Genomic DNA, 26,244 nt, shown 5'->3' with positions numbered 1-26,244 from the left:
TAATACATCTAGACCTTAATCAGCTAAACGCCCTGTCAGAGTATATAATTCAGGATCAATAATCGGGCGACGCTTAAGTACAATATCAGCCATTAAGCGGGTAGAAGCCGGTGCCAGAACCAGACCGTTACGATGCTGGCCAGCATTGACATACAACCCTTCATAACCAGGAGCTACACCGATAAACGGTACTCCTTCAGGTGAACCAGGACGCAAACCCGCCCAGTGATATTCAACCGGATAATCTTTCAGTTTCGGACAGATAGACAAAGCAGTTGCGTATAACGAATCATGCGCCTCATCAGTCGTCTGTTTATCGAAACCTACCCGTTCAAGTGTGCTGCCAACCAGAATACGACCATCGTTTCGGGGAATCAGATAACGCCCCCCCATCAAAACAACGCGATTAATCAAGCCCGGTTCTGCTTTGAATATCATCATCTGACCTTTAACCGGCTCTACCGGTAAATTCAGATTCAGCTTTTGCAGTAACTCACCACTCCATGCACCGGCACAGACAACAGTTTTATCTGCGCGAAACTCTCCCTTCTCGCTGCTTACACCGACAATCCTTTCACCCTCAAGCACAAAACCGGTGACCCGACTTTCTTCCACCAGCGTGATATTCTCGTCCATCTCAACAGAGCGACGCAAAGCACGACCTAAACGCGGATTACGAATACTGCAGACCTCAGGCATCCATAAAGCTTGCTGTACCCCTGGTGCTAAATTAGGCTCTTTCTCATACAGGAAACTGGCATCTACCTGCTCCATAGGTCGATGAAACTGCCCAGCCCAGTTAAGAGCCTCATCAGCATCATCAACTGCAGCCATAAACATACCTTTCTGGCGTAGCTCCGGATCAAAGCCCGTCTCTTCCAACAACTGTTGCGCTAAATGTACATAAGAACTTTGTGACCAGGTCGCCAGACGGGTTACCGGTTCAGAATAACGCCACGGATAAAGCGGGGAAACGATGCCACCACCCGCCCAGGAAGACTCTTTCGCACAGGCATTCATATCCAGTAACTGAACGCTCATTCCGGCATGTGACAGTTCGCGGGCGGTCATCATACCGATGACACCACCGCCAACAATTAATACATCAGACATGGACTCATTCCTAAAACAATCAACAACAGATTGCAGCAAGACTGCATTCTTTGAAAAATAAACGCGAGTGTAACAGGAACAACAGCCCGGAATATTGAGCTGTGCCAAATGTGAGTTAAAACAAAGAAAAACTGCTACACGCTAATCAGTGTAGCGTCAGGTAAAAGCACGGCAATGGCCAAATCAATACTATTCAGGGAGCCATCAGACTATCCACAGCAGTTAAAAAAATACTTAAGAATACCGACAACCGATAAACTACCAACAATCGGCCGAAGTCAATCCTGTAGCCTGGTTGAAAATCGTTTTAGCGCCAGTTTGAGTGAGTTGAAAGTTACCACAATCATCCCCTATCTGTACTCCTGTTCTCTGTGCCTGAATAATAAAACCATCTACTGCAGCGGAAGTTATACGCAGATTATATTCTGCTGCAGCGGCATTAGTAGCATCGACCGGGCTATAAGCAGGCCCAAACAGAGGTATCGCAGGCAACGCCCCTGACGCTGCACCGACATACGAACTCTCCGTCGTATAATAGCGTTCCATATCACCAGCCAGACTCATTAATGCCAGAGTCGCATTTGCACGGCGGGTATCTTTTACGTATTCAATATAAGAAGGATAAGCCAACGCACTGATAATCCCAACAATGGCAACGGCAATCATCAATTCCAATAAAGAAAAGCCTTTGTGGTATCTCATCATCACATCCATTTAAGGCTTAAGTTCTTGCCAGGATAAACGTCCAGTGAGTAATCCAGCTAAGCCAGGGACGACTTCTTTACAAGTACTTCCTTTGCAGTTTTGATTAGAGCTATTGTTATTTCCACCGCGATCATCCGTTCCTGCGGTATAGGAATTATTCCCCAAAAAACGTGAACTGGATGGCAGGCCTTTAGTAAATTTTTTACCCGCTGGATTTTCGCCACTAATACTATCCGATACATCAATCTTGCCATCATTATTGGTGTCAAAAGCAGACAAACTCGATGCTCCACCCGTAGCTATATTTGCCACCATTAAGTACCCATAACCTCCGGCAGAACAGGCATCCGCACTGGGAACTGCAGTATTAAAATACACAAACTTCCCCCGGCGTACTGGGTTAACAATGATCCTCTCCCCTACATCAGGCAAATCAATGTACCAACCCTTTTTATTGCTATAGTTTACAGCTCGATTCGTCAACGTACGGTAACTTTGACTACTATTAGGCATATTCACGGTACCTATTCTTTGTTGCACCAACACATCCCGTCCGAGATCCCCTACTCCGCTGTCCCATACTCCATAAAAAGTTTGTGTAGAAGTATTACTAATATCGGCAGCTTCCAAATATTTTCCGGTACCAAACATCACAATCAGATTCGGTGTATTAGAAGACCTCAATACTGTCTCTGGATGACGTAATACCCGAGGCTTAGTCGTAATTGGCTGAGCATTAGTTTCCGAATCTTTAGCAATAAACAAAGGACGGGGAGTTGCCGCCCCCTCCATATAAGCAATTTTCCAATCTGGTTGTACTTGAGGATCATCACGCGTCGAAGCATCACTTAAATCGAACACCCACATGTTCCCCTTTAAGTCTCCTGCATACACCCGATCTGCAGCTCCATTTTTATCCAAATCGAGCACAGCGGGAGTAGCCAAACCATTAGGTGTTTCAGCAGAACCTACACCAGTATTAATCATAATATAATCGCGATCAGTTCCTCCGTTACCATCTGTCCAGATACCATCTAGCCCGCCATCCAGATAAACAACAAAAAGTGAAGCCTCTCCACTTCCAGATGCGTTATATCCATTACCCAAAATTGCTGCCCAGCGTCCATTTTCCATCATAGCAATTAAAGGCTGACTAAAAGTATTTCCCAAATCGGGATGACTAAACTCCCATAAAGCCAGTGTATTAGCATTCTCATCAGACTGAGAAAACTCTTTTGGATCAGTAATGTTTAACAGAAACAAACTATTACCGCCTGCACGTAAACCACCCAGCAGAACCGTCTGCCAGATCGGATTAACCACTGAGTCAGCTGTAACATCCAGATATACTGAAGCTGCCGTCGGAGTTTGATCTACATAATATCGGTGTGAATATAGTGGGTCAGCCAGATAATGCAGACCTTTATTAGTTTCATTGGAATAAACAGACGCAGGAATATATGCGATTACTTCCCGGCCATTCTGAGCATTAAAACCATGTAACATGCCGTCATTTGCTCCTGCGTATATCACTGCTTTTCGCTCAGACTGAGCTTTCTTAAAATCCGAAAACTTTTGGCCGTCTTCAGTGGGAAAAGGGGCTTTAGCAGGCCAGTTTTCATTGGGTTTACCAACATATACCGGGCTACTGGAAACAATATCACCTAAAATACTCTCTCGTACCCTTAGTTTACCGGCAGCTTCGTTACTTCTATCACCACGCAGATAATCCAGAACATCCTGCTCCGTCACGGAGCTACTAACCACTTGTTTTAAATCATCCTGCTGTGCTGCGTTAAGCTTATCCCATTTAAACGGTATTCCCTGAGCACCGCTATAGGTAACAATTTTTCGCTCTGAGAATACCGGCTCGCCCTTATTAAGTAGCTCTGCTGCAGACCACAGATACTCTTTATCTTCATCTGCTATAAAATCCCCAGACCCATCTAATGCATATGCCTGTATATCACCACTCCAGCTCGCTGAATTGAATAATGTCACATACACAACGCTGTCTTCTTCTAAGGTAGAAGTATTGAAAGTTACTGCTGAAGCAGAGCCTGTCTTCGATTGTATATCCACAAAGGCGCTTTTGAGCTGAGCCTGTAATTCTTCAGGAGAAGAAGCGTTATAAATTTCTCCCCGCCCATTAACAGCCGCATGATATAAGTCATCAACCTGTCGCTCATCCGATCTAGAGGTATTAGGCCATATAGGATAATTTTGATAAGCATCAGCTACTTTATGATAATTTTTACCAAATAATTCCCCTTTAACTCCAAACCCAACAGCATAAGTATTCATGTGTAAATTAGTATTACAATCCAGAGAATCAATTGTCGAGGTGGGACAAGCACTTGTCACAGGTACCTGGCCAAATGGCTTAAGATCTTCGCGTAAGTTTGTTTTGTAATAATGCATGGCAATGTCGCCAAGAGTATTTGAGTTCGCTAAATCTTTATAAGGTGGCTTTGCATTCCCGTCATCATTTAAGAGCCTAAAATTACTGAAACGATTGTTATACCCATCAGTAAACAGCAATCCATAGTTTTGCTGGCATGCTTCAAGAATTGGTGCGGAAGAATCCTTTCGCTGATATTGCTTCCCTATATAATTTAAAGCTAACCGGTTTGGTGTACCCTGACGTTCACCAACGATGCTATATAAAGAGTCATATAACGCTGACACATCATCTGGTATTGATAAATCACGCATCACCACATCATCTGTACGTTTATTTATCGTAAAATTGCCAACCCTTATTGACGTAATACTATTCAACGCTTGCCCCATTGAGCCACGCAACGTTAAGTGACGCTTACGGTAATAACTATACCAATTAGCAAAATTTTGAAGCTCTTCTGTATAGGTACAGTTTGCATTATCTGCACAATCCAACCGATTACCATCATGAGGATAATCATTTCGATCTGAAGTTATTTGAACTTTTTGTAAACATCGTCCATCTGGCCCTAAAGAATCAACGCCAGTTAAGCGACTAGGATTACGCTCATAGATAGCATAGTATGCCGCCTGCAAATCATGACTATCACAAACTCTGGCTTGCAATCCTACTTTATAAGTCTGGTTTTCTTCACCCTCCTTATTGTCAGCAACCGGCACATAATAAGTTGCAGGAAAATACTTAACTGCATACGACTGACCTCCACCCTGTACATTTACAGCTCTTTCTTCAGACAATTTACGCCATTTTTTATTTCCATATAACTGGACACCTGCCGGTATAGCCATGCCGTTGGGAAAGTAAAATTTGTAAGTAATACTTGCCCGCTCCAGAGTTAAGTCTATTGTTGATGATCCAATTACAGGATCGCTTGGCGCAGCCGTCGGATCAATATTCGAATAAATAACTGAACCATTACTTACCCAGGGCAAGTAGGTAACATTTGGGTTATAGAAAGTTTTGTTATACAGATAGCTCCGGGCAAAACTATACTGTTCAATCGGAGGCACTGCAGAGTCATCATATTGCTGTTTACCAATACCTAATCCATTAGGGAATAAATATGAAAACTTCCTCCCTCCTGACTTATTCAACATCCCATTATTTACAACGCTCTGCCTAAAACTATCCCACCTCAGTTCGCCGCCATTGGTATTAAACAACACTTCCAGATCCATACTGCCAGAATCATCTAACGCCATAATTAAGTTTGGCTTTACGGCATTCGTGGTAAATAATGGCTTTTGACTAATATCCAATTTAGCAGCCGAAACAGAAAAACCTAAAACAATAAAAAGCAGCCCGTAAAGTTGCTTAATTAAAAAGGTTAAACAACGCATAATATTAGCTCCCTGCTATAAACGCTTGCCATAATTAGATTGTAAAACAACCGAGGTAGTCTTATTTCCCCCTACACCACGGCTAACTATTTTAAAGACCGCCACCTTATCGGATGAATTGTCATTTTGATATTCGGGGTCAGAAATACCATCAGCATTATTTTCAACAAGATATTTAATGATGTAGCGCGGATACTCTTCTAAACCATAAAGATTACCTACAGCTCCTGAAGCCACCTGCACAGATTTTCCATCTACCCAAGTTGCAGCAGAAAAATAAACAGGTTCACTATTACTGGCAGAAAGTAATCCAGCCGCCTCACCAAAGTCGTCAATATTAGTCAGGTTATTAATAAACTTTTCTGCTTCGCGAAGCCCTGTTTCAGCAGACTGGAAAGCTAAATTCCGTTGGCGAGTATTACTGGCCATACGTTCTTCCATCACAGTCGTTTGAATACCATTCATGGAAACAACAACAATAATAAGCAGAAAGATCAACGCAACTATTAATGTTGCTCCACGCTCTCTTCCGGCTACCTTCCCTGGCGGCACTGTCTTTCTCATAAATTTTCTCTACTGACCTCGGTTTCGAATTGACACTGTAGTAGTAAAAACGTGACGAATACGATTATCCTGAGCGGTTATAGTGCGGCCATCAAAATTGTATACCTGTGGATTAATAACCAGGTTATCTAGGTTTGAACGAACTAAAAATGCTACCCGGATACTGACAACGTTATCCATGTTTACGACATTATTGGCACTAACATAATAATTCGCACTGAAATTTGCATCGGTATCCTCACCAAATAACACCTGCATCTCTTCAATGTTTGGTACTAAATCCAAACCGTTACGTTGCAATGTAGGAGCTCCTCCAGACATAACGACTGAGTAAGCTGTATTCTGCAGAGTAAACACTTCTGCGTTACTACTATAAGCTGTAGAAAGACTTGCCCGTGCATTCCCCGGTGTAATAGCCGGATCTGGCTTATTACCATGCTGAAGAGTAGCACTCCCTGTTACTTCAGGATTATTCGTTATCTGAATAATATCTCCACTAAGACAATCACTTATCAGTACTATATGGTTTTGAGACAGTCCCATATTAGCTTTAATAACAATATCAGATGTGACATTAGCCATACCCGCTGCAGCTAATTGATGGCCAGTGCTGGCTGCCCCCCTGAGTATCAGGCTGTCGCTGCTATTAACACCGTTGTTTTCTATTCCGTTGACCGAGGGATTTACGGCATAATCATAACTTAGAGGAACGTAATCAGGACTCTTCGAATCCAACTGATTTTTAATCACTGCCTTATTTGGCAGGCACCCCCAGAAGTCTGCTGCACGTATATCCTGAGCAACAAAATGAATTGCGGCCCGCCCATCTTCCTGTATACGAGACTGGGCATTCTGTATTCGATAAGACTGGTTGGTACTCAAAAATGCTTGTAATACAGCTCCCATAATCACCAAACCAATGACCATAGAAACCATCAGCTCAATCATACTCAGACCACGCTGTGCATAACCTCTGCGAGAATATTTTAAGACAAACATCTTAAAAACTTACCGTAGTAACAAATTGCTTAATTCGATCTGCAGCAACTTCCTCGCGACGGTCATCCGTCCACCATACTTTTATGGCATATACGCTGCCGACGTTATCACAGCCGTTGTTGACTAAATCTCCATCTTCCGGCGTACTATCTATGCATACAATTCCTCTTCCACCTGGCAAAATATCACTTATCGCATTTAAGGCTGCACCATTACCTGTCCATTCAAAAAAATCATGATTCGCCAAATTTGCAGTTGAGCACCCTACTGTCACCAAGCAATTAGCATCCCTTACAGCGACCGGTAAATTATAATTACCGTTTACCCGCCCCACAGGATTGGCCCGCATACGGTCTGCCATGTCATAAGCAATAATGCTCGCCTGCGAACGCAGATACGAACTTTTCGCCTGCTGAATACCTTTTATTTGTAAACCTGCTGCTCCTAGCAAACCCACAGATATAACAAAAATAGAAATAAGCACTTCTATTAGTGAAAACCCCTTATGTTTCCAAATCATATTTTTTGCCTTTATTCCCTTAAGGACAAACTAATTTATTAACTACCTGGCTACGTCCATTTTGATTAATATTAATACCTATCCCATTTTTACCTGACCTACTGTCACAAAAAATGAAGGTACCAGCCAATTGTTTTTGCAAAAAGCCCAAGCTATCAAAACTTACGTAGTTCTTATTATTCTGATTGATGTATTTCAAGGTATTAGGTAAAACCGCTTCAGAAACCTGTAGAATCCTCTCGCCAAGTTTCCTCACCCCATTTTTGTCAGAGTCCGTAAAAACAATCCAACCATTCTGCCAGCTACCATCGCAGACCGTCTGATTACTACTCCCACATACAGAAACAGGTGTACTTCGACGTACGGCCTCATCCCGACTAAACGCAATTGTCGTTTGCAGTGACTGTCGCTGAGTTAAAATCTGACTATTCTGAAAGAGTACGGTAAAGCTGGGGATAACAATCGTTAACAAAATTGCACCAACCGCCAGAGTGACGATCAATTCAACAAGCGTAAAACCATTGATAGAATTCACGAGTGTGATTTTTTTCGATGAGTATTCCATTACATTTCACCGCAAGATAACGCTTATCTATTTATTACTAACTACAAAAATTAATCCGGTATCGAGTAGATTTATAAATATTCATAAATCACTCAATAACGAAGGTGCTTGAAAAGCAGGGAAGGATATAAATAAAAACAGAAATATTACGTCTATCTAATCTAAAAAAGAAACTGTCATCAGATTAGCTAAGCCCTCTTCCCTGAATGGCACAACAAAATCTAGATCAACGTATTTCATACATGATATGACAATCAACTCTAACCTACAACATTCTTACTCGATACATTTATCACGGTAACAATCAGTAAATCATACTGAAAATCAGCTTTTCCATGAGTATTCAACCGTGTATCAACGCCATCATTTTTCCGACTACTGCGTATTAACTCGATATTTTTCAACCTAAGCATTATTAGGTATTAATTAATATTACTTTTATACCATGTTTCTGCATCCACATTAATGAATGCTTCATGTTGCTCTCTTTTTAAAAAATCCATCAAAAATCTTCAGAAACAATCCGGAATATGAACCTAAATTAATAAGTACTACCAACAATCATTTACTGCAGCACCCTTAGCGCCTGTATTGGCAAGCGTCATCGCACCACACCTGTCTCCTTGTTGTGCGCCGGACGTAGTTGCAGTCAGCACAAATGATGCCGCAGAAGCTGCCACTGTCAAACTGTAGAAAGTATCATTACCATTTTTAGGTGATGTAACAAATGGAAGAGTAGGATTCCCACCTCCATCCTGATAAGTCCCGTTGACTGTAAATTCTCGTTCCATCCACTGAGCTAGCTCAAGCAGACTACCCTGAGCATCTGCACGCCGTGTATCCTGCAGATATGACTGATACGACGGGTATGCAATTGCTGTTATTATTCCAATAATTGCAACAACAATCATTAATTCAAGTAACGTAAATCCTTTCATTCTAAACATCTACAATCCTACTTTATTTGCTGCCAGGACTGACGTCCTAATGTATCTCCACCCGACTCTGTCGTTACTTCTATATTACCTGTTGTGCCTGATGCGTACTTTTTCTCATCAGCTCCAGTAGAAATAACACCAGGTGTTTTGATAATACCTACCTTTGATTTTTTACCTGAGACGGGAACCTTAGGCGTACTTGGATCATTATCATGATCAACAAAGTCCCCCACATCGATCTCACCATCATCGTTCAGATCAAATGGTGAAACACTTAATCTTGAACCTGTTTGAGCATCCACTTCCATCAGCCAACTATTTCCACCAAACGAACAAGCATCTGTTTCTGGGATTAGAGTTGGAAAAATAACCCTGCCATTACGCACTAAAGAATTAGCAACTACACGTTCTCCCAGTTGCTGACTGTTATAAATCAAATCCATATACCAGCCACTTTTAACTGAATAATCTACGCTGTTATCAGACGTAACCCGAACTTCATAATTCAAACCTGTAGCTGCGCCTTGATAATCTATTGTCTGAGCCACCAAGTCTCCTCGCCCTGACACTTCGGATCCCGTATCCCGAATACCATAATATGTCTGTACCTGTGAGGTATCCAGATTATCCCCTGTTTCAAAATACTTTCCGGTACCAAATAACACCATCACACCGCTACCGGTTGAACTTGCAACCTGCGGTTTTGAAGTAATCGGCTGACGGTTGCTTGTTGTACAAGTAGCTGCGGAACATGCCGTAAATAAAGGTTTATAAGTATTGCCTTGCTTAATTGCAATTGCCCACTTACTGGTATTTGAATCTGAGATATCAAACTTCCACAAATTTCCTTTCAGATCACCAGCATAAACAGTATCCGCAACACGATCATTATCTGTATCAATCACGATAGGAGTAGATAAACCATTTGGCTCAGCAACAGTTCCTATCTCTCCCGTTGCAATCTCAGCAATAGGTAATCCCGTTTCAAGATTCACTATCAGTAAAGCAGCTTCACGACTATCACTTTGATAGCCATTGCCAAATACCGCTCCCCAATCACCATTCGCCAACTTCACAATAGTAGGCTGACTGAAGGTATAGCCAAGATAACTACCATTACCGTTACTGCCAAAATCCGACTCACCAAGATCCCAAAGCACATCATTGGCATCGAAACTTAAAGGATTCGACACATCCAATGCAAAAATTCCTTTTCCTCCGGCACCCAATATTCCGACTAGGGCAGTGCCCCAGCGCTTTGTCGAGCCTTCAAATTTAATAAATGCATCACCCGCTTTAGGTGAACCATCAACCATATACTGATGCGCATAGTTAAGTGACGCTAAATCCTTTAACCCCTTATTATTATCATAAGATTTGTTAAATAAAGCTTTAGGAATATAAGAGAAGACTTCTTCGCCTTCACAGTCACTGCTTGCAACATTACAGGGAGTACCTGAACTTCCAACTACGCCTGAACCTCTTATTCCATGTAGCATTCCATCATTGGCACCGAAATAAATCATTGCTTGCCGCACGCCTTTATCAGTGTTTACTACCGTGCCCCGCAAATAATCATCGTAGGTCGCCAGACCATTAACATCCAATTCCAGTTGATAATAATCAAAGTCTTCCTGCCCAGTATATAAAGGGTCAGAGTTAATGATGTCACCTAACACAGACACACGTGAGCGGACGGAAGAACCCTCACCTGCTCTGTCTCCACGAATATAGTTTACCTGTGCTGCTGTAATCTGAGCCTTCTGAGTACTTGTTAAATTTGTATGTTCAAATGCAACACCAGAACTAACACTACCTGTTGACGTAAAGATATCTCTCAAATTTTCAGCTGGAATCAGTTCAGACGCTTTCCAGGTTGGCGTATTAGGGTTAGATAGGACTCCACTAACCGGATCCAAAGCATACGCCCAGATATCACCATCCCAACTCCCGCTGGTGAAACGCGCCTGATACACTTTAGAGTCAGTATCCAGCCGGGTAGAGTTTGTTGCTATTGTCGAACTGGAAGAATCTCTGGCAACAATGCTCTGCAAAATGCTACCAAGCGAAGCAAATAGTTTTGACGGATCTCTGGCATTAAAAAAGCCATCAGGTACGCCATTACCATCTGCGTCCCATTCGGTATTGTCGCCTGCTTCTATAGGCGTACCATCACCATCATTATCTTTAAAGGCGCCATACTTTGCGGTGTACCATAATGGGTTTTCAAAATAACTACCTACGGATACACCTTGCTTCCAAGTCTTGTTACCCGCGAAATCACTTAAAGTATTGCCAGAAGTTGCAGCTGGTGCTGGCGCCTGATATGTGTAATCTTGACGGATATGCTTCAATAAAGGAAGGTATGTCTGATCATCACTCGAACCAATAACCCTGTAACCTAATCGCCTCGTTGAACTTGTTACATTCTGTCGAATTTCAGTAACAACAGAAATCATTTCTACACCAGGATTAGTGGCACACGCGCTCTCTGCACAGAAAGTGATGTTTTGAATGTAATCCATATCATAATCACTACCCCACTTCGCATCTTCCCAACTGATATCAACAGAACCTTTAGTTCCATCGGCATTAAGCTCCAGTACTGTCATGTCAGTTAAACTACATAAAGCGTTTTTAGAATTATTCGTACATACTGGTTGGATATCAATAGATTTTCCATTACTGAGAGGAATCTGAATTCTTGGCAAGGTTTCAGCCAAAGAGACGGCATAAGTGGTCAGCGTCTGAGTATCACCATTAGAAGGGGTAATATCTGTACGTATGTCATTCGTATTTGCGTAATACGCCATTCCCGCAATTCCAAAACCTCCTGCCAGAGTGGGTATTTCAGGGCAAATACCTTTAGCGTCACTTAAGGAATCGACTGTTTTAGCAGTACACTGCTTATTTAGATCGGCAGAGCCTTCCCCTATATAGAAGTCTTTACCATCTATACCTTCTGCGGTGCCGACTTTATCTGTCCAGGTATTAACCGACAGACCAATATCATTGGTTAATTGATCTGTATCGTATGAGTTTAACCCTGTCGAAAGCGTAATCATCGACAGGTCTGCACACCACTCAGTACTTGGTTGCGGATCAACCCAACTAGCAGCCTTTGTTAAGTCGTCTACAAAATTAGCATCATTAGCATCAAATGCAGCTGTTGCTGATGTTTTCCCTGACATGTAACGTAAACCCTCTAAGTAAATCTCACCTAGCGGGTTTCCCCAATCCTTACAAGGGGAAGATGCACAATTATATCTTCTACCTGAAGTATTACGCTCGGATATACGAATCGAATCCAGAGTATGAATAATCCCTTGCGCATAATTACTTCGCTGAGCAGAGGTTAAACTGGCATCTAAATAATTGATAATGCCCGTCGTTGTATTTACTTCATCATCATTATTGCTATTACCTATAAAAGGCACGACATTTTTTCTTAATACCCCACCAGCGGTGTTTTTTTCATAACTACCAGTGATTAAACCAAAATTCATTTTAAGTGCAGCAGAATCCTCGCCATATTGCTGCAATATACCAGTAGGTTTAGAATTACTGCTGTATGTTTTACAGTTCGCTTCTTCACTTCCAGCAACACATACCTGAACCCGCATTACCGCATCTGGATTCATTAAACGCTGAACTTCAAATGGCCGACTACCATTTATCGCATTATTAGTGTCTCCCGTCGGCCTAAACATACATTGGTGCACTTCAGACTGCGCCCACTGGGCATAACTGCCATCTGCCACCTGTAACAACGGAGGAAATGTCGCAGTTGATAGATCACCAGTTAAAATAGAGGAGGTAGAAACCCCATTAATAAATGACGTATTACATACTGTAATATCCGTTTTGGAATATGGCGTGAAATTTTTCATTTCCGCCGTCGTACTTGTGCTGAATACCTTTGCAAATGCATGCACATCGTTCGGCAGCATGGCTCTTTCTAAAACAGTTTCGCTACCATCGACAGCACGTTTACCCCCGTACAGCACTTTCCGAACAACATCCATTCGGGTCATTGTTGCCCAGTTAAGCCAGTTGCCACTCCACTGGTTACTTGCTGCACAAAAATGATTATTTGTGCCGGTGGCACTACCATCAGGCTCAAATCTCTTATCTGTACTGTCATACTTGTAGCATTTTAAACTATCGAAATAGCCATAATATTCAAAAGTATCAAGATAACTCTTCTCGATTAAGCCATCGCCATCTAAGTCCGTATAATCTGTATAAGCTTTGACAGATAACTGATGGTCATTAGACATCGCAAACATCACACGGGGGGCGGCCGACTGCGTAAGAAACAATGGATCCTGAGAAATTGCAGCAAATAACATAGTTGGCACGGCCATCAAAACCACAAAAAACCAACGGGCTATCTTTCGTTTAGTAAACACAATTCGCCTCCCTTCCTCAGCGTTTATATACACTTTGGAGAATTACTTCTGCGGAATCAGTCTGACCAACAGCTCTTGCCGTAATACGGTAAAAATTGGTAGCCCCTTTGGCGCCTCCTACTTCAAGGCTGTCATCTGCACCTGCTGACTCTAAACTTTCAATAATATAAGCAGGTGTTGCAGCTAAACCGTTAATACCGGTATTCGCCAATCGCACCTGGCTACCGTTCGTCCAGGTAACCCCTTCCCAGTTTTTAGTGCCATCCGTTGTTAATGCATACAACCCCTGACTACCATCAAAAGCCGGAAGTAATACCTGACTCTCAAGATAGTCTTCCCCTTCTCGCAACGCTGCTTCAGCGGCCTGAAAAGCAATATTACGATCCCGGGCATTACCTGCCATTTTTTCTTCCAGTCCTGTTATTTCCATACCGGCAAGCCCAATGACTGTCATCACCACTAAGATGATAAAGCTGACGACTAAAACTGCACCTTTCTCAGACTTTTTACACACAGCTTAGATCCTGTTCCGAATCGCAATTGTTGTGGTGAAGACCTTTCGCAAACGGCCATCTGAATAGTTTGCCGTGGGACCCGCGACACTTGCTCCGCTAGCAACACGGAAGGGGACTGTCTGAGTACCAGAAACTATTCCTTCCTCATTACTCTGTAGTAGTAGGCTAATACGCACAGCAGTTACGTCGTCAAAGCTTCCATTCGCGGTAGTACCATCTACATATCGATCAGGAGCGTTATCGGAACCGTCATCAATACCATAAAGAATTTGCATATCCTCAACCCCTTCAACCAGTTCGATTGGATCTGCATATGCTAAAGTTGCCCCACCGTTCGTCTGAATCCCCTGACGAAAGAGCGCAGGCTCTTTGGAAAGATTCTCAGCAATAAAGTATCGATATGACTGAAACTTAAGCACCGATGCGCCAGGAGGGAATGCATAGGCTGTACCATTCGTTGTTGAGCAGTCCAACGGAGACCCCAAACCTTTCGTACAGTTGCCCGGCGTTCCCTGACCGGTATTATGTACTATCGTTGCAGTTGTAGCGTTGTTATTGGTATTCGATTGCTGGAATATCCCAGTGTGACTGCAGTCAGATACAATTAATACATCACCCTTCTGATATGAATGTGGCGCATCACACTTAATCGAAGCAGCTGTAGGGTTGTGAGAATCTACCGTACAACTGCTCGAATTATCAGCATATTTGATGGTGATAACATCAGTCCCGGCAAGCGGTGTAATTGTGTTATCGATTTTCGTTCCATCAACATTATTAAGCCCTTCCAGGGCATTACTAAAATCAATAAAGTCATAGAGTCCGCCACCATCATCAATGACGGTAGAAACAACCGAGTTATTTGTGGAGCACCCCATATACCCAGCTTGTCTTATATCCTGCGTCAGGAACTGCGTGGCAAAACGGCCATTTTCCTGTAACCGAGCTAAACCCGACTGCATAGAATATGTAACCCTACTCCCTACAAAGACTTGCAACACAATGGCAGTCAAAAATAAACCAATTGCCATGGCTATCATTAATTCAATCATTGATAGACCTGACTGACGACTTCCATTCACCTTGTTCATAATTCACTACTCACAGACAAGGTCACAGTTCCGCCATCCCTGTCATCGTCCCACCAGATATAAACAATAACTGGACTATTCGCCACATCCACACAATCTGGTACTAGTGTAATTGGAGCAAAAGCAACAGTGCCTCGACAAATTCGCCCGGTGCCACCCGGCAAATCCTGTTGCAGCAATGCAAACCATTCAAAAAGATCATTGCCTGCCATCTCTACTGTAGTACAACCAGCGGCAGTTCCACTATAACTAACACAGTCTGAATCTTCAGTGCCACTCGACTGATCCATATAGCTATTTAAAGCTCCTGAATTCACTCTCATCCGGTCGATTATGTCGTATGCATACTGATTAGCCTGGCTTCGCATATATGCACTTTGGTTCTGCTGAATTGCAGTTGTCTGTAAGGCTGCCATACCTAACACACCAAGTGATAACACAACCAGAGCAATCATCACTTCTATTAAACTAAAACCTAATTGCTGTCGTTGCATGTATGAGTACTCAATTTCCAATCAGCGCATGAACGAACCCGGCCCGTTGAGCGAATAGACAAACCCGTTTCAACAGAAGCATCTGCGGTATCACCAATAATAAACTCCTGATCGGCTAGGACGAATAAATTCCCGGTTGCATCAGTGAGCAGCCCTTGACCACCAAAAATAATCATGTCATCCCTGGCAAACTGTATTGTTGTTTGCTCAGCAAGGTCAGTTTGAACTAGCAGCAGCTCATTGGCATCAAGTGCTTCATCAGTATCCACATCAGAAAAAACCAACCATCCATCACTCCAACTTTCTGAGTTAGCAGCTATTCCGTTTCCTGCACAATCATCCCCAGCAGCATTGGCACGGCAAATAATAACCTGTCCACCGCGAGTTATCGCTTCCGAACGGGCAAGAGCTATGCTGGAAAGCAATTTTGACTTGGCAGTATTAACCCGACCATCAGCCACAAAGCTGCCAAAATTTGGCGCAACAACAAGCAACAATATCGAAACGATTGCGAGCACAATCATCAATTCTATTAATGTAAACCCTACTTGTCTGGACTTATGCAAAGCTATCATCTCTTCTGTAAAATCAACTATATCAATTACATAAAATCATCAACCGATCACAAAAAAATATACAACCATCTTTCTTATTGCACAGGAAAACTCATTAACCGTAATAATAACTTTCAAAATTTTTTACATATACATTGTTTTCAAACAGTATCATCAAAAGCATTAGCATCCCCACCACCCAAAACCCAAACTGGGTAATAGTTACAGCATACCTCAAAATTAGTAGCCTGGGCACGAAAGCCCTATACTCAACCACTCAACATGGTTACTTTTTAACCACACTTGTATATCTCACTCGCCCTAATACATTCACAATCAACGTTTGAAACAGCACTCCACAACTTATGGTAAATGTACCGTTACCACTGCCACGTAGCAGGCCATCTGACTTAAAGCTCAGAAAATCTCCACGTCCTTTAATAGTGCACTGGTTCGCTATATTAAAGTCTGTTTTCAGCAACTGATCCTTAGAGCTGTACAATTGATTTTTGTCCAGATCTATAAACATAAGCCAGCCATTACCCCAGTTACCACTGCTGTTAACTTTATTACCAGCACAAAGCTCAGTCTCTAAGCTTAGCCGTCGGCACAATACTACCGGGCGCCCAAGATTAATCGCATTAGCTCTGGCCACCGCAATAGCTGCTACCAGCTGTCGGCTGCTTCCCTGAATATCAATATACTGCTTAACACTCTGATATCCTGGCACTGCAACTGTGACTAACAAAGTGACAACACTGACAATGACGAGTAGCTCAATCAGCGTAAATCCTTGAATAGCACAGTAAACCCTTTGCTCCTTAGCTATTAACATTTTCTCAATCCCTGAGATTTGTCAGCAGACCAAAATAAAACAACTGTATTAAATCACTTTGTAGCACGTTAGAACAATTGCTCTTACCTAAAAGCCTGCCGACTAAAATTAATATGAAAAATCCGTATTCCTACTCTATATTGACATTTCTGATCTGAACGTCAGTAAAACATACTCATGGAAGAGTAAAAAATATAAGGATATTATTATGAGCCAGAAAGGATTCACGCTCATCGAAGTACTGGTATCGCTGTCAATTACCAGCGTAACGTTAATTGCCATAAGCGTATCGCAAATTTATGCTCAGCAATTGTCACGATTTGCATTACAGGAAGCACAAGCCTTTAGCCTTAACCAATTTATGGCAGGACATATCCAGTCCAATCCACTTGCTGCGCTTCACGGTACATTCCAACAACCAGCTAGACATCACCCCAACTGCTATCAACAACCTGGCTGCACTTATCAGGAACAGGCGAAGAATGCTCTGTATAGCTGGCAACAACAAATTACAAAAGCATTACCTTCAGGAAAAGGGAGCATTTGCCCTACAGACTCCCCCTCAGGGCTGTTTTGCAATTTAAAAAATCATTTCATGGTATTGAAAATACGATGGGAGGATTCTTCTGGAAAACATAACGCTTATCACTACATTAGCTTTTAATCATGCCTGCTATTACACAAAGGGGCTTCAGCCTGATTGAGCTGATGATAGCAATGGCACTCAGCCTGCTACTTATACTCTTGGTAACTCAGTACGCTCTGTTTAGCCATAGAAACTTCCTAATGAACAGCGCACAGCAAGAACTCATTGAAAGCGGCTGGGCAGCATTACATTTTCTTCGGCAGGATATACAACAGGCAGCTTATTGGGGCTGTAGTGATAATAATCAGGTTATCCACAATGGATCGAATAACAATATGTATTCGCCTTATTTCGCCATAACAGGTAGGGACGATGCGGGCATTAATAAAAGTGACAGCATCAGCATCCTACGGGCTGTCGAACCGGCCTATCCACTAGACCAAAAGATGCAGCGTAAAAGCAGCCCCATACAGCTTAAATCCTCATCCCTTAAAACACACCAGACAGCATTAATAACAAACTGTATGGGCGCGGATATATTCACTATTTCACGCAAAGTAAACAACACCCTTTTCCACAATCAAAAACCAGACACTACGGGTAATCTGTCTTCGAAATTGCAATACATTTACCCTTTAGAATCCAGCGTATATCTAGTGGTGCACATTAAATACGAGCTCAGACTCAGCAACGGAAAACCCACACTATACCGGCAATATGACACAGGATATGCGCAGGCATTACTGGAAGATATCGAGCAAATGCAGATTCTCTATGGAGAAAATACAGATAGCATTCCTGGCCCGGAACGCTATTTACCTATCAGCCAGATTGGCGATTTAGCACAAATCCACAGCGTACAAATAACCCTGACAGTTCGATCCAACACTCTTATCCATCAAAGCCAAAACAATAATGACCGACTTAAGAAAACATTTAGCACAGTCATTCCTATCTATAACCGTCTGCGATAAGAGAAACTCTGTATGCAAAAATACTCTATAGGCTTTAGCTTCATTGAACTAATGATCACGCTAACAGTAATCGGTTTATTAGCTTTATTGGCTTACCCTTCATATATTCAGCATCAACTGAAAGCTAACCGTGAACAGGCTAAACAGCTATTACTAGCCTGTTCAACGGAATTAACTCTGCATTACAAAACCGTACGTAGCTACGCAAACATAGCTCCATCCCCTCTTCCTTCTGAACCAATACTTATATGTAACAAGCCTTTTATACAGGCTTTGAAACATCCGGCTTACCGATTGATGGTAACAAAAGCAAAGCAAGATACTTATCAGTTGATGGCTCAGCGCCAGGGACGTCAACTACAAGATGATTGTGGAGATTTAACGCTGGACCACATCGGCAGAAAAACTCACACAAACTATCACAAGACACCAAAACAAACTTGCTGGTAATCTTGATGAATACTTATAAGCAGCAAGGTGCGGTTTTATTTACTCTGCTATTTTTTCTACCCATCATTAGCTGGCTCAGCATACTCAGCTGGCAAAACACGCAGCTTCATTTAGAAACAACCAGCCGCCATCAGGAACAGCAATTACTCATCACTCAGGCCCAGCAAACACTCCGGCGTACAGAAAAAATTCTTGAAGCGGAATATCTGCTACCTTTCGATAAATATTGTAGTTCAGGCAGGTGCAGAGCAAACAGCACGCTAAGTGAAGATAGATATCAAACATTCACAGCAGCCAAAACAGATACCTCAATCAATCAATACCTGCTCGAAAAGATACAACCGAAAAATCTCAAAACCGCTAACATCAGCACGCGCTACAAAATACATATACGGGTTATACAGACAGAGACACTGCAAACAATTCGTTTGTCCGCAATCTATAAAATAAGAAAGAAAACAGCCATAAGACAAACATGGCTGTTTCAGAGGGAAGAATAGAAAGGAGTTACTACTTATTCAGCAGCTTCTACTGAAATGATTTTTACATCAAATAATAATGTCTGGCCGGCTAGAGGATGGTTAAAATCTACCGTCACTTTATCATCATTAAATTCACTAATTACACCTGGTAATTCACCGTTACCGGCATCACTGAAAGAAATAACTAAACCTTCTTCCAGTTCCATATCCTTAAACTGGCTGCGAGGAAACTTCTGCATATTGTTAGGGTTCGCCATCCCAAAACCTTGTTCTGGCAAAATCTCAAACTGCTTCTCATCACCGCTACTTAAGCCAATCAAAGCACGCTCAAAACCTTCCAACATCTGCCCGTCTCCCACTGAAAAAACAGCAGGCTCTGCTTCAAAATTAGAATCAACTATCTGACCATCCGCCAGCTTAATTGCGAAATGCAAAGTAACCCGGCTGTTATCAACAATTGCAGAAGATGACATAGAAAACTCCAGTTAAGATCTAACCCTGAATACAGGATTTATACTATTTCGATTCCTGACGGAACATATCCACAATCAGCATAAATGCACCGCAGGATATCGCGACATCAGCAAAGTTAAATGCAGGAAAATATCTGTTCTGATAGTGGAAAGACAGAAAATCAATGACATGGCCGTAGACGACACGGTCAAACAAATTTCCCAGCGCACCAGCCATTACCAACGCCAAAGCACTGCCCAGCCAAAGCTGATTACGTGGTGTGCGATACATCCACACCAGCAACACAGCACTCATTCCCACAGCGACAGCCGTAAAGAACCAGCGCTGCCACCCTCCGGCATTTGCCAGAAAACTAAAAGCAGCACCTTTGTTATACAACAAGGTCAGATCAAAAATTGGCAACTGCGGATGCGGCACACCATAAGGTAATACATTATCCGCCAGCGTTTTAGTTGCTAAATCCAAGCCAAGCACCAGTACAACTAACCATAGCCATACCAGTGCCGTTGAGCGAAACAAAGTCATGTTACTTTCCCTGTTTATCGGCGCCAAATCAGGCAAAACTACGCTGTTCGCCTGCACCGCTGACATTCTCTACGCAGCGGCCACACAAAGCGTCATGGTCAGCATTCTGCCCAACATCTTCACGATGATGCCAGCATCGCTCACACTTAGCCTGTTCAGATTTCACAACCTGCACACTCAAACCTTCCAGCTCAGTGACTACAACATCACCCGCTTCAGCCAATGGACGCACCGCTGCCTGAGAAGTAATAAGAACAAAACGCAACTCATCTTCCAGCTTATTCAGTTGAGCCTGTAACTCATCGGAGCAGAACAACGTCACTTCCGCTTCAAGGCTACCACCGATATTGCCTGCACTGCGCTGGTTCTCCAGCTCTTTGTTCACAGCAGTTTTTACTGCCAGAACCTGCTGCCAGAAATCACGTCCTAGCTGAGCATCTTCAGTCAAACCAGACAAACCTTCATACCAGGTAGTCAGCTGAACAGACTCAGTACGCTCACCCGGCATTTGCTGCCAAATCTCATCGGCAGTAAAACTAAGAATTGGTGCAACCCAACGTACCAGCGCTTCCATGATATGGAATAAAGCAGTCTGACAAGAGCGACGCGCAACAGAATCAGTTTTAGCGGTGTACTGGCGATCTTTAATGATATCCAGGTAGAAACCACCCAGATCCAGAGAACAGAAGTGAGAAACTTTCTGATATACCTGCAGCATCTGGTACTGGTCATAATGACCGATTAATTCTTCCTGTAGCTGAGCAGTACGGTCTACCGCCCAGCGATCCAGTGCCACCATATCTTCCGGTGCTACCAAATCTGTTTTCGGATCAAAACCGCTCAGGTTAGATAACAGGAAGCGAGCTGTATTACGAATCCGGCGATATGCATCAGCCGTACGCTTAAGGATCTCATCAGATACTGTCATTTCAGAACTGAAATCAGTCGATGCTACCCACAGACGCAGGATATCTGCACCATACTTATTCATAACTTCCTGTGGAGAAACCACATTACCCACAGACTTAGACATCTTACGGCCATCACCATCAACGGTAAAACCATGTGTCAGTACCTGTTTGTAAGGCGCTGTTCCTTTGATAGCAATCGCTGTTTTCAACGAAGACTGGAACCAGCCACGGTGCTGATCAGAACCTTCCAAGTACATATTCGCCGGATATTCCAGACCATCAGTACTGTCCAGTACCGAGAAGTGTGTAACACCTGAATCAAACCATACATCCAGAGTATCCAGCACTTTCTCATACTGATCGGCTTCATCACCCAACAGGGATTCCGCTTCAAGATCAAACCAGGCATCGATGCCGGTTTTCTCAACTTCCAACGCAACTGTTTCAATCAGACGCGGCGTTTCCGGATGCAATTCACCAGTATTCTTATTCACGAACAATGCAATAGGCACACCCCAGGTACGCTGGCGTGATACACACCAGTCAGGGCTTTGCTCGACCATTGCTTCAATACGGTTCTGGCCCCAACCAGGGAACCACTCAACCTGTTTGATTGCATCCAGTGCTTTAGTCTTCAGACCTTCCTTTTCCATACTGATAAACCACTGCGGTGTCGCACGGTAAATCAGCGGAGTTTTTGTACGCCAGCAATGTGGATAACTGTGATTGAATTTCTTTTGCAAAACCAGACGGTTATTCGCTTCGAGCGCAGCAACAATCTTATCTTCAACTTTGTAAACGTGCTCACCGGCAAACTCACCGGCGGCGTCAACAAATACACCATTACCAGCTACAAGATTTAACGTACCGATATCGTAAGCGCGGCCAACATTGAAATCTTCTACACCGTGATCAGGTGCAGTATGAACAGCACCGGTACCCGCATCGGTCGTCACGTGCTCACCCAGAATTACCGGTACCTGACGGTCATAAAACGGATGCGCTAACATCTGACCTTCCAGCGCCTGACCTGTACAGCGGCCAACGATCTGATAGTCTTCAACGCCATAGCGGCCCATCGTTTCTTCAACCAATGCTTCAGCAAGCAGCAGGCGTTCAACACCCGCACCGGCATCACACTGTACCAATACGTAATCAAGTTCTGCATTCAGAGAAACTGCCTGGTTAGCAGGCAAGGTCCAGGGAGTCGTGGTCCAGATAACAACTGAAGCGTCACCTTCACCACTGAGCTGTCCGAAACATCCCAGGAAGGCATCTATATCAAACGGTGCAAAACGCACATCAATTGCCAGCGAAGTTTTATCCTGATATTCAACTTCAGCTTCCGCCAGCGCTGAACCACCAACCACACTCCAGTAGACTGGCTTATAGCCTTTTACCAAATGACCATTTTCAGCAATTTTACCCAGCGCACGAATGATGTTCGCTTCAGTACCGAAGTTCATAGTCAGATATGGGTTTTCCCAGTCACCCAAAACACCCAGACGAATAAAGTCTTTCTTCTGACCTTCTACCTGACGGGCAGCATACTCGCGACACTTCTTACGGAACGCAGAGAACGATAACTTAACACCAGCCTTTCCGTTTTTCTTTTCAACATTGTGTTCAATCGGCAGTCCGTGGCAATCCCAACCCGGAACATATGGTGCGTCATATCCGTCGAGAGTACGGAACTTAACAATGATATCCTTAAGGATCTTATTAACTGCGTGGCCAATGTGAATATCGCCGTTTGCATACGGAGGGCCATCATGCAGAATAAATTTCTCGCGACCTTCACTAACCTGACGAATTTTTTGGTACAGATCCATCTTCTGCCATTGTTTCAGCATCTGCGGCTCTTTCTGAGCCAGATTGCCACGCATAGGAAAGGCCGTTTCCGGCAAGTTCAAAGTCGCTTTATAATCGGTCATCGTGGTATCGCTTCTGGATCTCTGTTTATTCCCTCAAAGCTTTACTGCTTTGAATGAAATATTTGTTAATTCGGTTTTAATTACTGCCGGCAAAAATGCACGGGCAGCATCAATATCTGCAAAAATCTGTGCTTTCAATTCATCCAGGCCTGCAAACTTTTGTTCACCTCGGATGAAATGCTTAAATTCTACGCTTAACAACTGGCCATACAGGTCACCTGAGAAGTCAAACAGGTGCGCCTCAAGAACAGGTTTAGTGCCATTCACAGTAGGCCGCATGCCAACATTACATACACCCTGAAGCACCTGACCACCGTTAAGATGAGCATTCACTGCGTACACCCCCCGTAGAGGGCAGGGAAAGCGATGCATCCGCACATTTGCCGTTGGCACACCTAACTGCCGCCCCAACGCCTGACCGTGCATAACCCGCCCGGTAACGCGATAATTACGTCCCAGTAACCGACTGCTTAAAGCAAGCTGGTTTTCAGTCAGTACTTTGCGAATACGGGTACTGCTTACGCGCTCACCGTCGACATCAAAGGTCACGGTATTTTCAACGCTAAAGCCATGTTTTACGCCACTCTCACAAAGCATCTTATAATCGCCGGCACGATCACAGCCAAACCGGAAGTCATCACCAACCACCAAGTGCTTAATTGCCAGGCCATTCAGCAATAACTGCTGAATAAAAGCTTCTGCGGTCATTGTTCGTAAACGCTCATTAAACGTCAGGCAAACAATTCGATCGACACCTTGCTGTTCCAGCAAGCGAACTTTTTCGCCAAAGCGTGTCACTCGGGGTAAAGCTTTATCGCCACAGAAAAACTCCTGCGGCTGTGGTTCAAAGATAATAACTACTGACGGCAACTGCAGTTCTGCAGCTTTGCGCTGTAACTGACCCAGCACTTGACGATGTCCCAAATGAACACCGTCAAAATTTCCAATCGTCGCAACGCAGTCACGGTGCGTATCACGGAGATTGTGCAGGCCTCGAATCAGTTCCATAAACAGCATTCAACTCATCAGTAGCAGAAAAATCAGCGCGGAATTATACCTCAGATAGACTTCCCGGAGTACCGCGATACATGACTATTTTTGCGTCATTTTCAGGGCCGTAAATGACGCATTCTCAACCCGGTAATAATCAGAGTCGCCAAATATAGCAACACACCCAATCCAACCAACATAGTCATCTGACCAATTCGTTGCCACATTGAGAACTCGAGCCATAAAGCAGCATCCGCCACTAGCCAGTACAACAACGCCACCATAAGCCCGTTTGCCAGCAAAATACGCGATATCATCAAGCCCCAGCCCGCCTGCCAGACAAACACACCTTCGCGACGCAATCCGCGCAACAACAAACCGGCATTAAGAAACGCCGCCAACGTTGTAGCAAGCGCCAACCCCACATGATCCAGCGGACCTATAAGCGCAAGATTCAGCGCCATATTCACAACCATCGCAATAATACCAATCCGCACAGGGGTCTTAGTATCCTGACGGGAGAAATAACCTGGTGCCAAAACCTTAATCAGCATAAAAGCGATCAGACCACAGGCATAAGCCCGCAGACTCATAGCTGCCATCATCACGTCACGGTCTTGCATTTCACCATAATGAAACAAAGTAGCAATAAGTGGCTCAGCCAACACCAGTAACGCCAGCGCAGCTGGCACACCGATTAGCAACACCATCCGCATTGCCCAGTCCAATGTCTTAGCAAAATGATCTGTCGACTTCTCCGCATGCTTACGGGAGAGGCTCGGCAATATAACCGTCGCTATAGCAATACCGAAGACACCCAGCGGTAATTCCGCCAATCGATCAGAGTAATATAGCCAGGAAACACTGCCAGTCTGTAGAAACGAAGCCAACAGCGTATCTAACAGCAAGTTGATTTGACTGACCGAAACACCGAAAAGCGCCGGTATCATTAACACCATTATGCGCTTCACACCTTCATGCTGCCGATCAATTCGTGGACGAGGCAATAACTGCAAGCGCCATAAAAACGGCATCTGAAATAGCAGCTGAGCACAACCGGCAATCAGCACCCCTAACGCCAACGCCATCACCGGCTGATCAAACACTGGCTGCAGCCATACAGCGGCACCAATGAGCGATAAATTCAGCAACACTGGCGTAAAAGCTGGAACCGCAAAACGCTCATAACTGTTAAGCACACTGCCAGCCAAGGCCGTTAACGATATCAGCAACAAATAGGGAAACGTCAGACGCAGCATATCGACGACCAGGTCATATCGCTCACCGCCCTGCAAATAAAAACCCGGTGCAAAAATCATCGCTAAAACAGGCGCACCCAATACACCTAGCGCTGTCACCAACAATAAAATCACACCCAGAGTACCGGTAACACGGTCGACCAGTTCTTTTACTGCTGCCTTATCCTGCTGCGTCCGGTACTCAGAAAGCACTGGCACAAACGCTTGGGAAAAAGCCCCTTCAGCAAATAAACGGCGCAAGAAGTTTGGAATTTTAAAAGCCACAAAAAAGGCATCTGCACCACTTCCGGCACCAAAGAAGTTCGCAACAACCACATCACGCGCCAGCCCAAGTACACGCGACAGCATGGTCATCAGCCCCACTATTGCACTGGAACGCAGCAAGCCCGGTGAAGACGCTAACTTTTTCGTAGAATTTTGCTGATCCGTGCCTTTACTCAAGTTTTAGTCCTGCTGACTGGAAATTTACGGCAGATAATAACGCCTGAATAATTAAATTGCTGCATTTATTGACAGACGACGCACAAACAGGAATAATTTCGCGTCTCAA

At 43.7% G+C, this 26,244-nt stretch carries 23 protein-coding genes and 2 pseudogenes; 5 read left to right on the top strand and 20 right to left on the bottom strand.

Annotated features, from left to right (window positions below; translation table 11 throughout):
* Window positions 1–15 precede the first annotated feature (15 nt).
* The 15 genes and pseudogenes from thiO to OCU49_RS02505 all read right to left on the bottom strand — a co-directional run bounded on the left by thiO (window position 16) and on the right by OCU49_RS02505 (window position 17,109).
* Complete coding sequence (gene thiO / locus OCU49_RS02575; RefSeq protein ID WP_261843470.1) at window positions 16–1,113, bottom strand: glycine oxidase ThiO; 1,098 nt, start codon at window positions 1,111–1,113, stop codon at window positions 16–18.
* Between the two features lie 258 nt (window positions 1,114–1,371).
* On the bottom strand, window positions 1,372–1,815 hold the full coding sequence (locus OCU49_RS02570) for a type IV pilin protein (RefSeq protein WP_261843469.1): 444 nt from the start codon (window positions 1,813–1,815) through the stop codon (window positions 1,372–1,374).
* Window positions 1,816–1,827: 12 nt separating this feature from the next.
* Window positions 1,828–5,622, bottom strand: a complete 3,795-nt coding sequence (locus tag OCU49_RS02565; protein WP_261843468.1) for a pilus assembly protein — start codon at window positions 5,620–5,622, stop codon at window positions 1,828–1,830.
* 15 nt (window positions 5,623–5,637) lie between these two features.
* Entirely contained in the window at window positions 5,638–6,186 is a 549-nt protein-coding gene (locus tag OCU49_RS02560) for a pilus assembly PilX family protein (protein WP_261843467.1), read from the bottom strand.
* Window positions 6,187–6,195: 9 nt separating this feature from the next.
* Window positions 6,196–7,185, bottom strand: a complete 990-nt coding sequence (locus OCU49_RS02555) for a PilW family protein (RefSeq protein WP_261843466.1) — start codon at window positions 7,183–7,185, stop codon at window positions 6,196–6,198.
* 1 nt (window position 7,186) lies between these two features.
* On the bottom strand, window positions 7,187–7,705 hold the full coding sequence (gene pilV / locus OCU49_RS02550) for a type IV pilus modification protein PilV (protein ID WP_261843465.1): 519 nt from the start codon (window positions 7,703–7,705) through the stop codon (window positions 7,187–7,189).
* 19 nt (window positions 7,706–7,724) lie between these two features.
* Window positions 7,725–8,270: a GspH/FimT family pseudopilin gene (locus OCU49_RS02545; protein ID WP_261843464.1), complete on the bottom strand. Its 546-nt coding sequence runs from the start codon at window positions 8,268–8,270 to the stop codon at window positions 7,725–7,727.
* Window positions 8,271–8,821: 551 nt separating this feature from the next.
* Complete coding sequence (locus tag OCU49_RS02540; RefSeq protein ID WP_272885312.1) at window positions 8,822–9,217, bottom strand: type IV pilin protein; 396 nt, start codon at window positions 9,215–9,217, stop codon at window positions 8,822–8,824.
* 8 nt (window positions 9,218–9,225) lie between these two features.
* A complete protein-coding gene (locus OCU49_RS02530; RefSeq protein WP_261843463.1) occupies window positions 9,226–13,620 on the bottom strand; it encodes a pilus assembly protein in 4,395 nt (1,464 codons plus the stop codon).
* Between the two features lie 16 nt (window positions 13,621–13,636).
* Window positions 13,637–14,134 carry a pilus assembly PilX family protein gene (locus tag OCU49_RS02525; protein ID WP_261843462.1) on the bottom strand — a complete coding sequence of 166 codons (498 nt, stop codon included), beginning with the start codon at window positions 14,132–14,134 and terminating at the stop codon, window positions 13,637–13,639.
* Between the two features lie 3 nt (window positions 14,135–14,137).
* Window positions 14,138–15,097, bottom strand: coding sequence for a PilW family protein (locus OCU49_RS02520; RefSeq protein ID WP_261843461.1), 960 nt, complete (start codon window positions 15,095–15,097; stop codon window positions 14,138–14,140).
* 45 nt (window positions 15,098–15,142) lie between these two features.
* Window positions 15,143–15,226 (bottom strand): annotated as a pseudogene (locus tag OCU49_RS23760) (prepilin-type N-terminal cleavage/methylation domain-containing protein); the annotation flags it as partial.
* A complete protein-coding gene (gene pilV / locus OCU49_RS02515) occupies window positions 15,223–15,720 on the bottom strand; it encodes a type IV pilus modification protein PilV (protein WP_261843460.1) in 498 nt (165 codons plus the stop codon). The gene pilV (OCU49_RS02515) and the pseudogene OCU49_RS23760, both read right to left, overlap by 4 nt.
* Window positions 15,702–16,286, bottom strand: a complete 585-nt coding sequence (locus tag OCU49_RS02510; RefSeq protein WP_261843459.1) for a GspH/FimT family pseudopilin — start codon at window positions 16,284–16,286, stop codon at window positions 15,702–15,704. Before OCU49_RS02510 ends, pilV (OCU49_RS02515) begins: the two co-directional genes overlap by 19 nt.
* A 274-nt stretch (window positions 16,287–16,560) precedes the next feature.
* Window positions 16,561–17,109: a GspH/FimT family protein gene (locus tag OCU49_RS02505; protein WP_261843458.1), complete on the bottom strand. Its 549-nt coding sequence runs from the start codon at window positions 17,107–17,109 to the stop codon at window positions 16,561–16,563.
* Window positions 17,110–17,317: 208 nt separating this feature from the next.
* Between OCU49_RS02505 and OCU49_RS02500 the strand changes: the two genes are divergently transcribed.
* From OCU49_RS02500 to OCU49_RS02485, 5 genes and pseudogenes are all read left to right on the top strand, one after another.
* A complete protein-coding gene (locus OCU49_RS02500) occupies window positions 17,318–17,773 on the top strand; it encodes a prepilin-type N-terminal cleavage/methylation domain-containing protein (protein ID WP_261843457.1) in 456 nt (151 codons plus the stop codon).
* A gap of 2 nt (window positions 17,774–17,775) precedes the next feature.
* Window positions 17,776–17,853, top strand: a pseudogene (locus OCU49_RS23755) (prepilin-type N-terminal cleavage/methylation domain-containing protein); the annotation flags it as partial.
* Between the two features lie 42 nt (window positions 17,854–17,895).
* Window positions 17,896–18,669 (top strand): PilW family protein, encoded by a 774-nt coding sequence (locus OCU49_RS02495; RefSeq protein WP_261843456.1) that lies wholly within the window; start codon window positions 17,896–17,898, stop codon window positions 18,667–18,669.
* A 12-nt stretch (window positions 18,670–18,681) separates the two neighbouring features.
* Window positions 18,682–19,119: a type IV pilin protein gene (locus OCU49_RS02490; protein ID WP_261843455.1), complete on the top strand. Its 438-nt coding sequence runs from the start codon at window positions 18,682–18,684 to the stop codon at window positions 19,117–19,119.
* Window positions 19,120–19,124: 5 nt separating this feature from the next.
* Window positions 19,125–19,619 carry a hypothetical protein gene (locus tag OCU49_RS02485; protein ID WP_261843454.1) on the top strand — a complete coding sequence of 165 codons (495 nt, stop codon included), beginning with the start codon at window positions 19,125–19,127 and terminating at the stop codon, window positions 19,617–19,619.
* A gap of 14 nt (window positions 19,620–19,633) precedes the next feature.
* On the opposite strand, the gene fkpB is transcribed toward OCU49_RS02485, so the two are convergent.
* The 5 genes from fkpB to murJ form a co-directional block, all read right to left on the bottom strand.
* On the bottom strand, window positions 19,634–20,074 hold the full coding sequence (gene fkpB, locus OCU49_RS02480) for an FKBP-type peptidyl-prolyl cis-trans isomerase (RefSeq protein ID WP_261843453.1): 441 nt from the start codon (window positions 20,072–20,074) through the stop codon (window positions 19,634–19,636).
* A 43-nt stretch (window positions 20,075–20,117) separates the two neighbouring features.
* The gene (gene lspA, locus OCU49_RS02475) at window positions 20,118–20,600 is read right to left on the bottom strand and encodes a signal peptidase II (protein ID WP_261843452.1); all 483 of its coding nucleotides are present in this window, start codon (window positions 20,598–20,600) and stop codon (window positions 20,118–20,120) included.
* Between the two features lie 28 nt (window positions 20,601–20,628).
* Entirely contained in the window at window positions 20,629–23,445 is a 2,817-nt protein-coding gene (gene ileS / locus OCU49_RS02470) for an isoleucine--tRNA ligase (RefSeq protein WP_261843451.1), read from the bottom strand.
* A gap of 33 nt (window positions 23,446–23,478) precedes the next feature.
* Entirely contained in the window at window positions 23,479–24,453 is a 975-nt protein-coding gene (ribF, locus tag OCU49_RS02465) for a bifunctional riboflavin kinase/FAD synthetase (protein ID WP_261843450.1), read from the bottom strand.
* Between the two features lie 101 nt (window positions 24,454–24,554).
* Window positions 24,555–26,048 (bottom strand): murein biosynthesis integral membrane protein MurJ, encoded by a 1,494-nt coding sequence (gene murJ, locus OCU49_RS02460; protein ID WP_376787901.1) that lies wholly within the window; start codon window positions 26,046–26,048, stop codon window positions 24,555–24,557.
* Window positions 26,049–26,244: the final 196 nt, after the last annotated feature.

Origin of the sequence: Aliamphritea ceti (assembly GCF_024347215.1) — a bacterium.
Classification (GTDB): Bacteria; Pseudomonadota; Gammaproteobacteria; order Pseudomonadales; family Balneatricaceae; genus Amphritea; species Amphritea ceti.
This window is presented reverse-complemented; position numbering and strand designations above follow the sequence as displayed.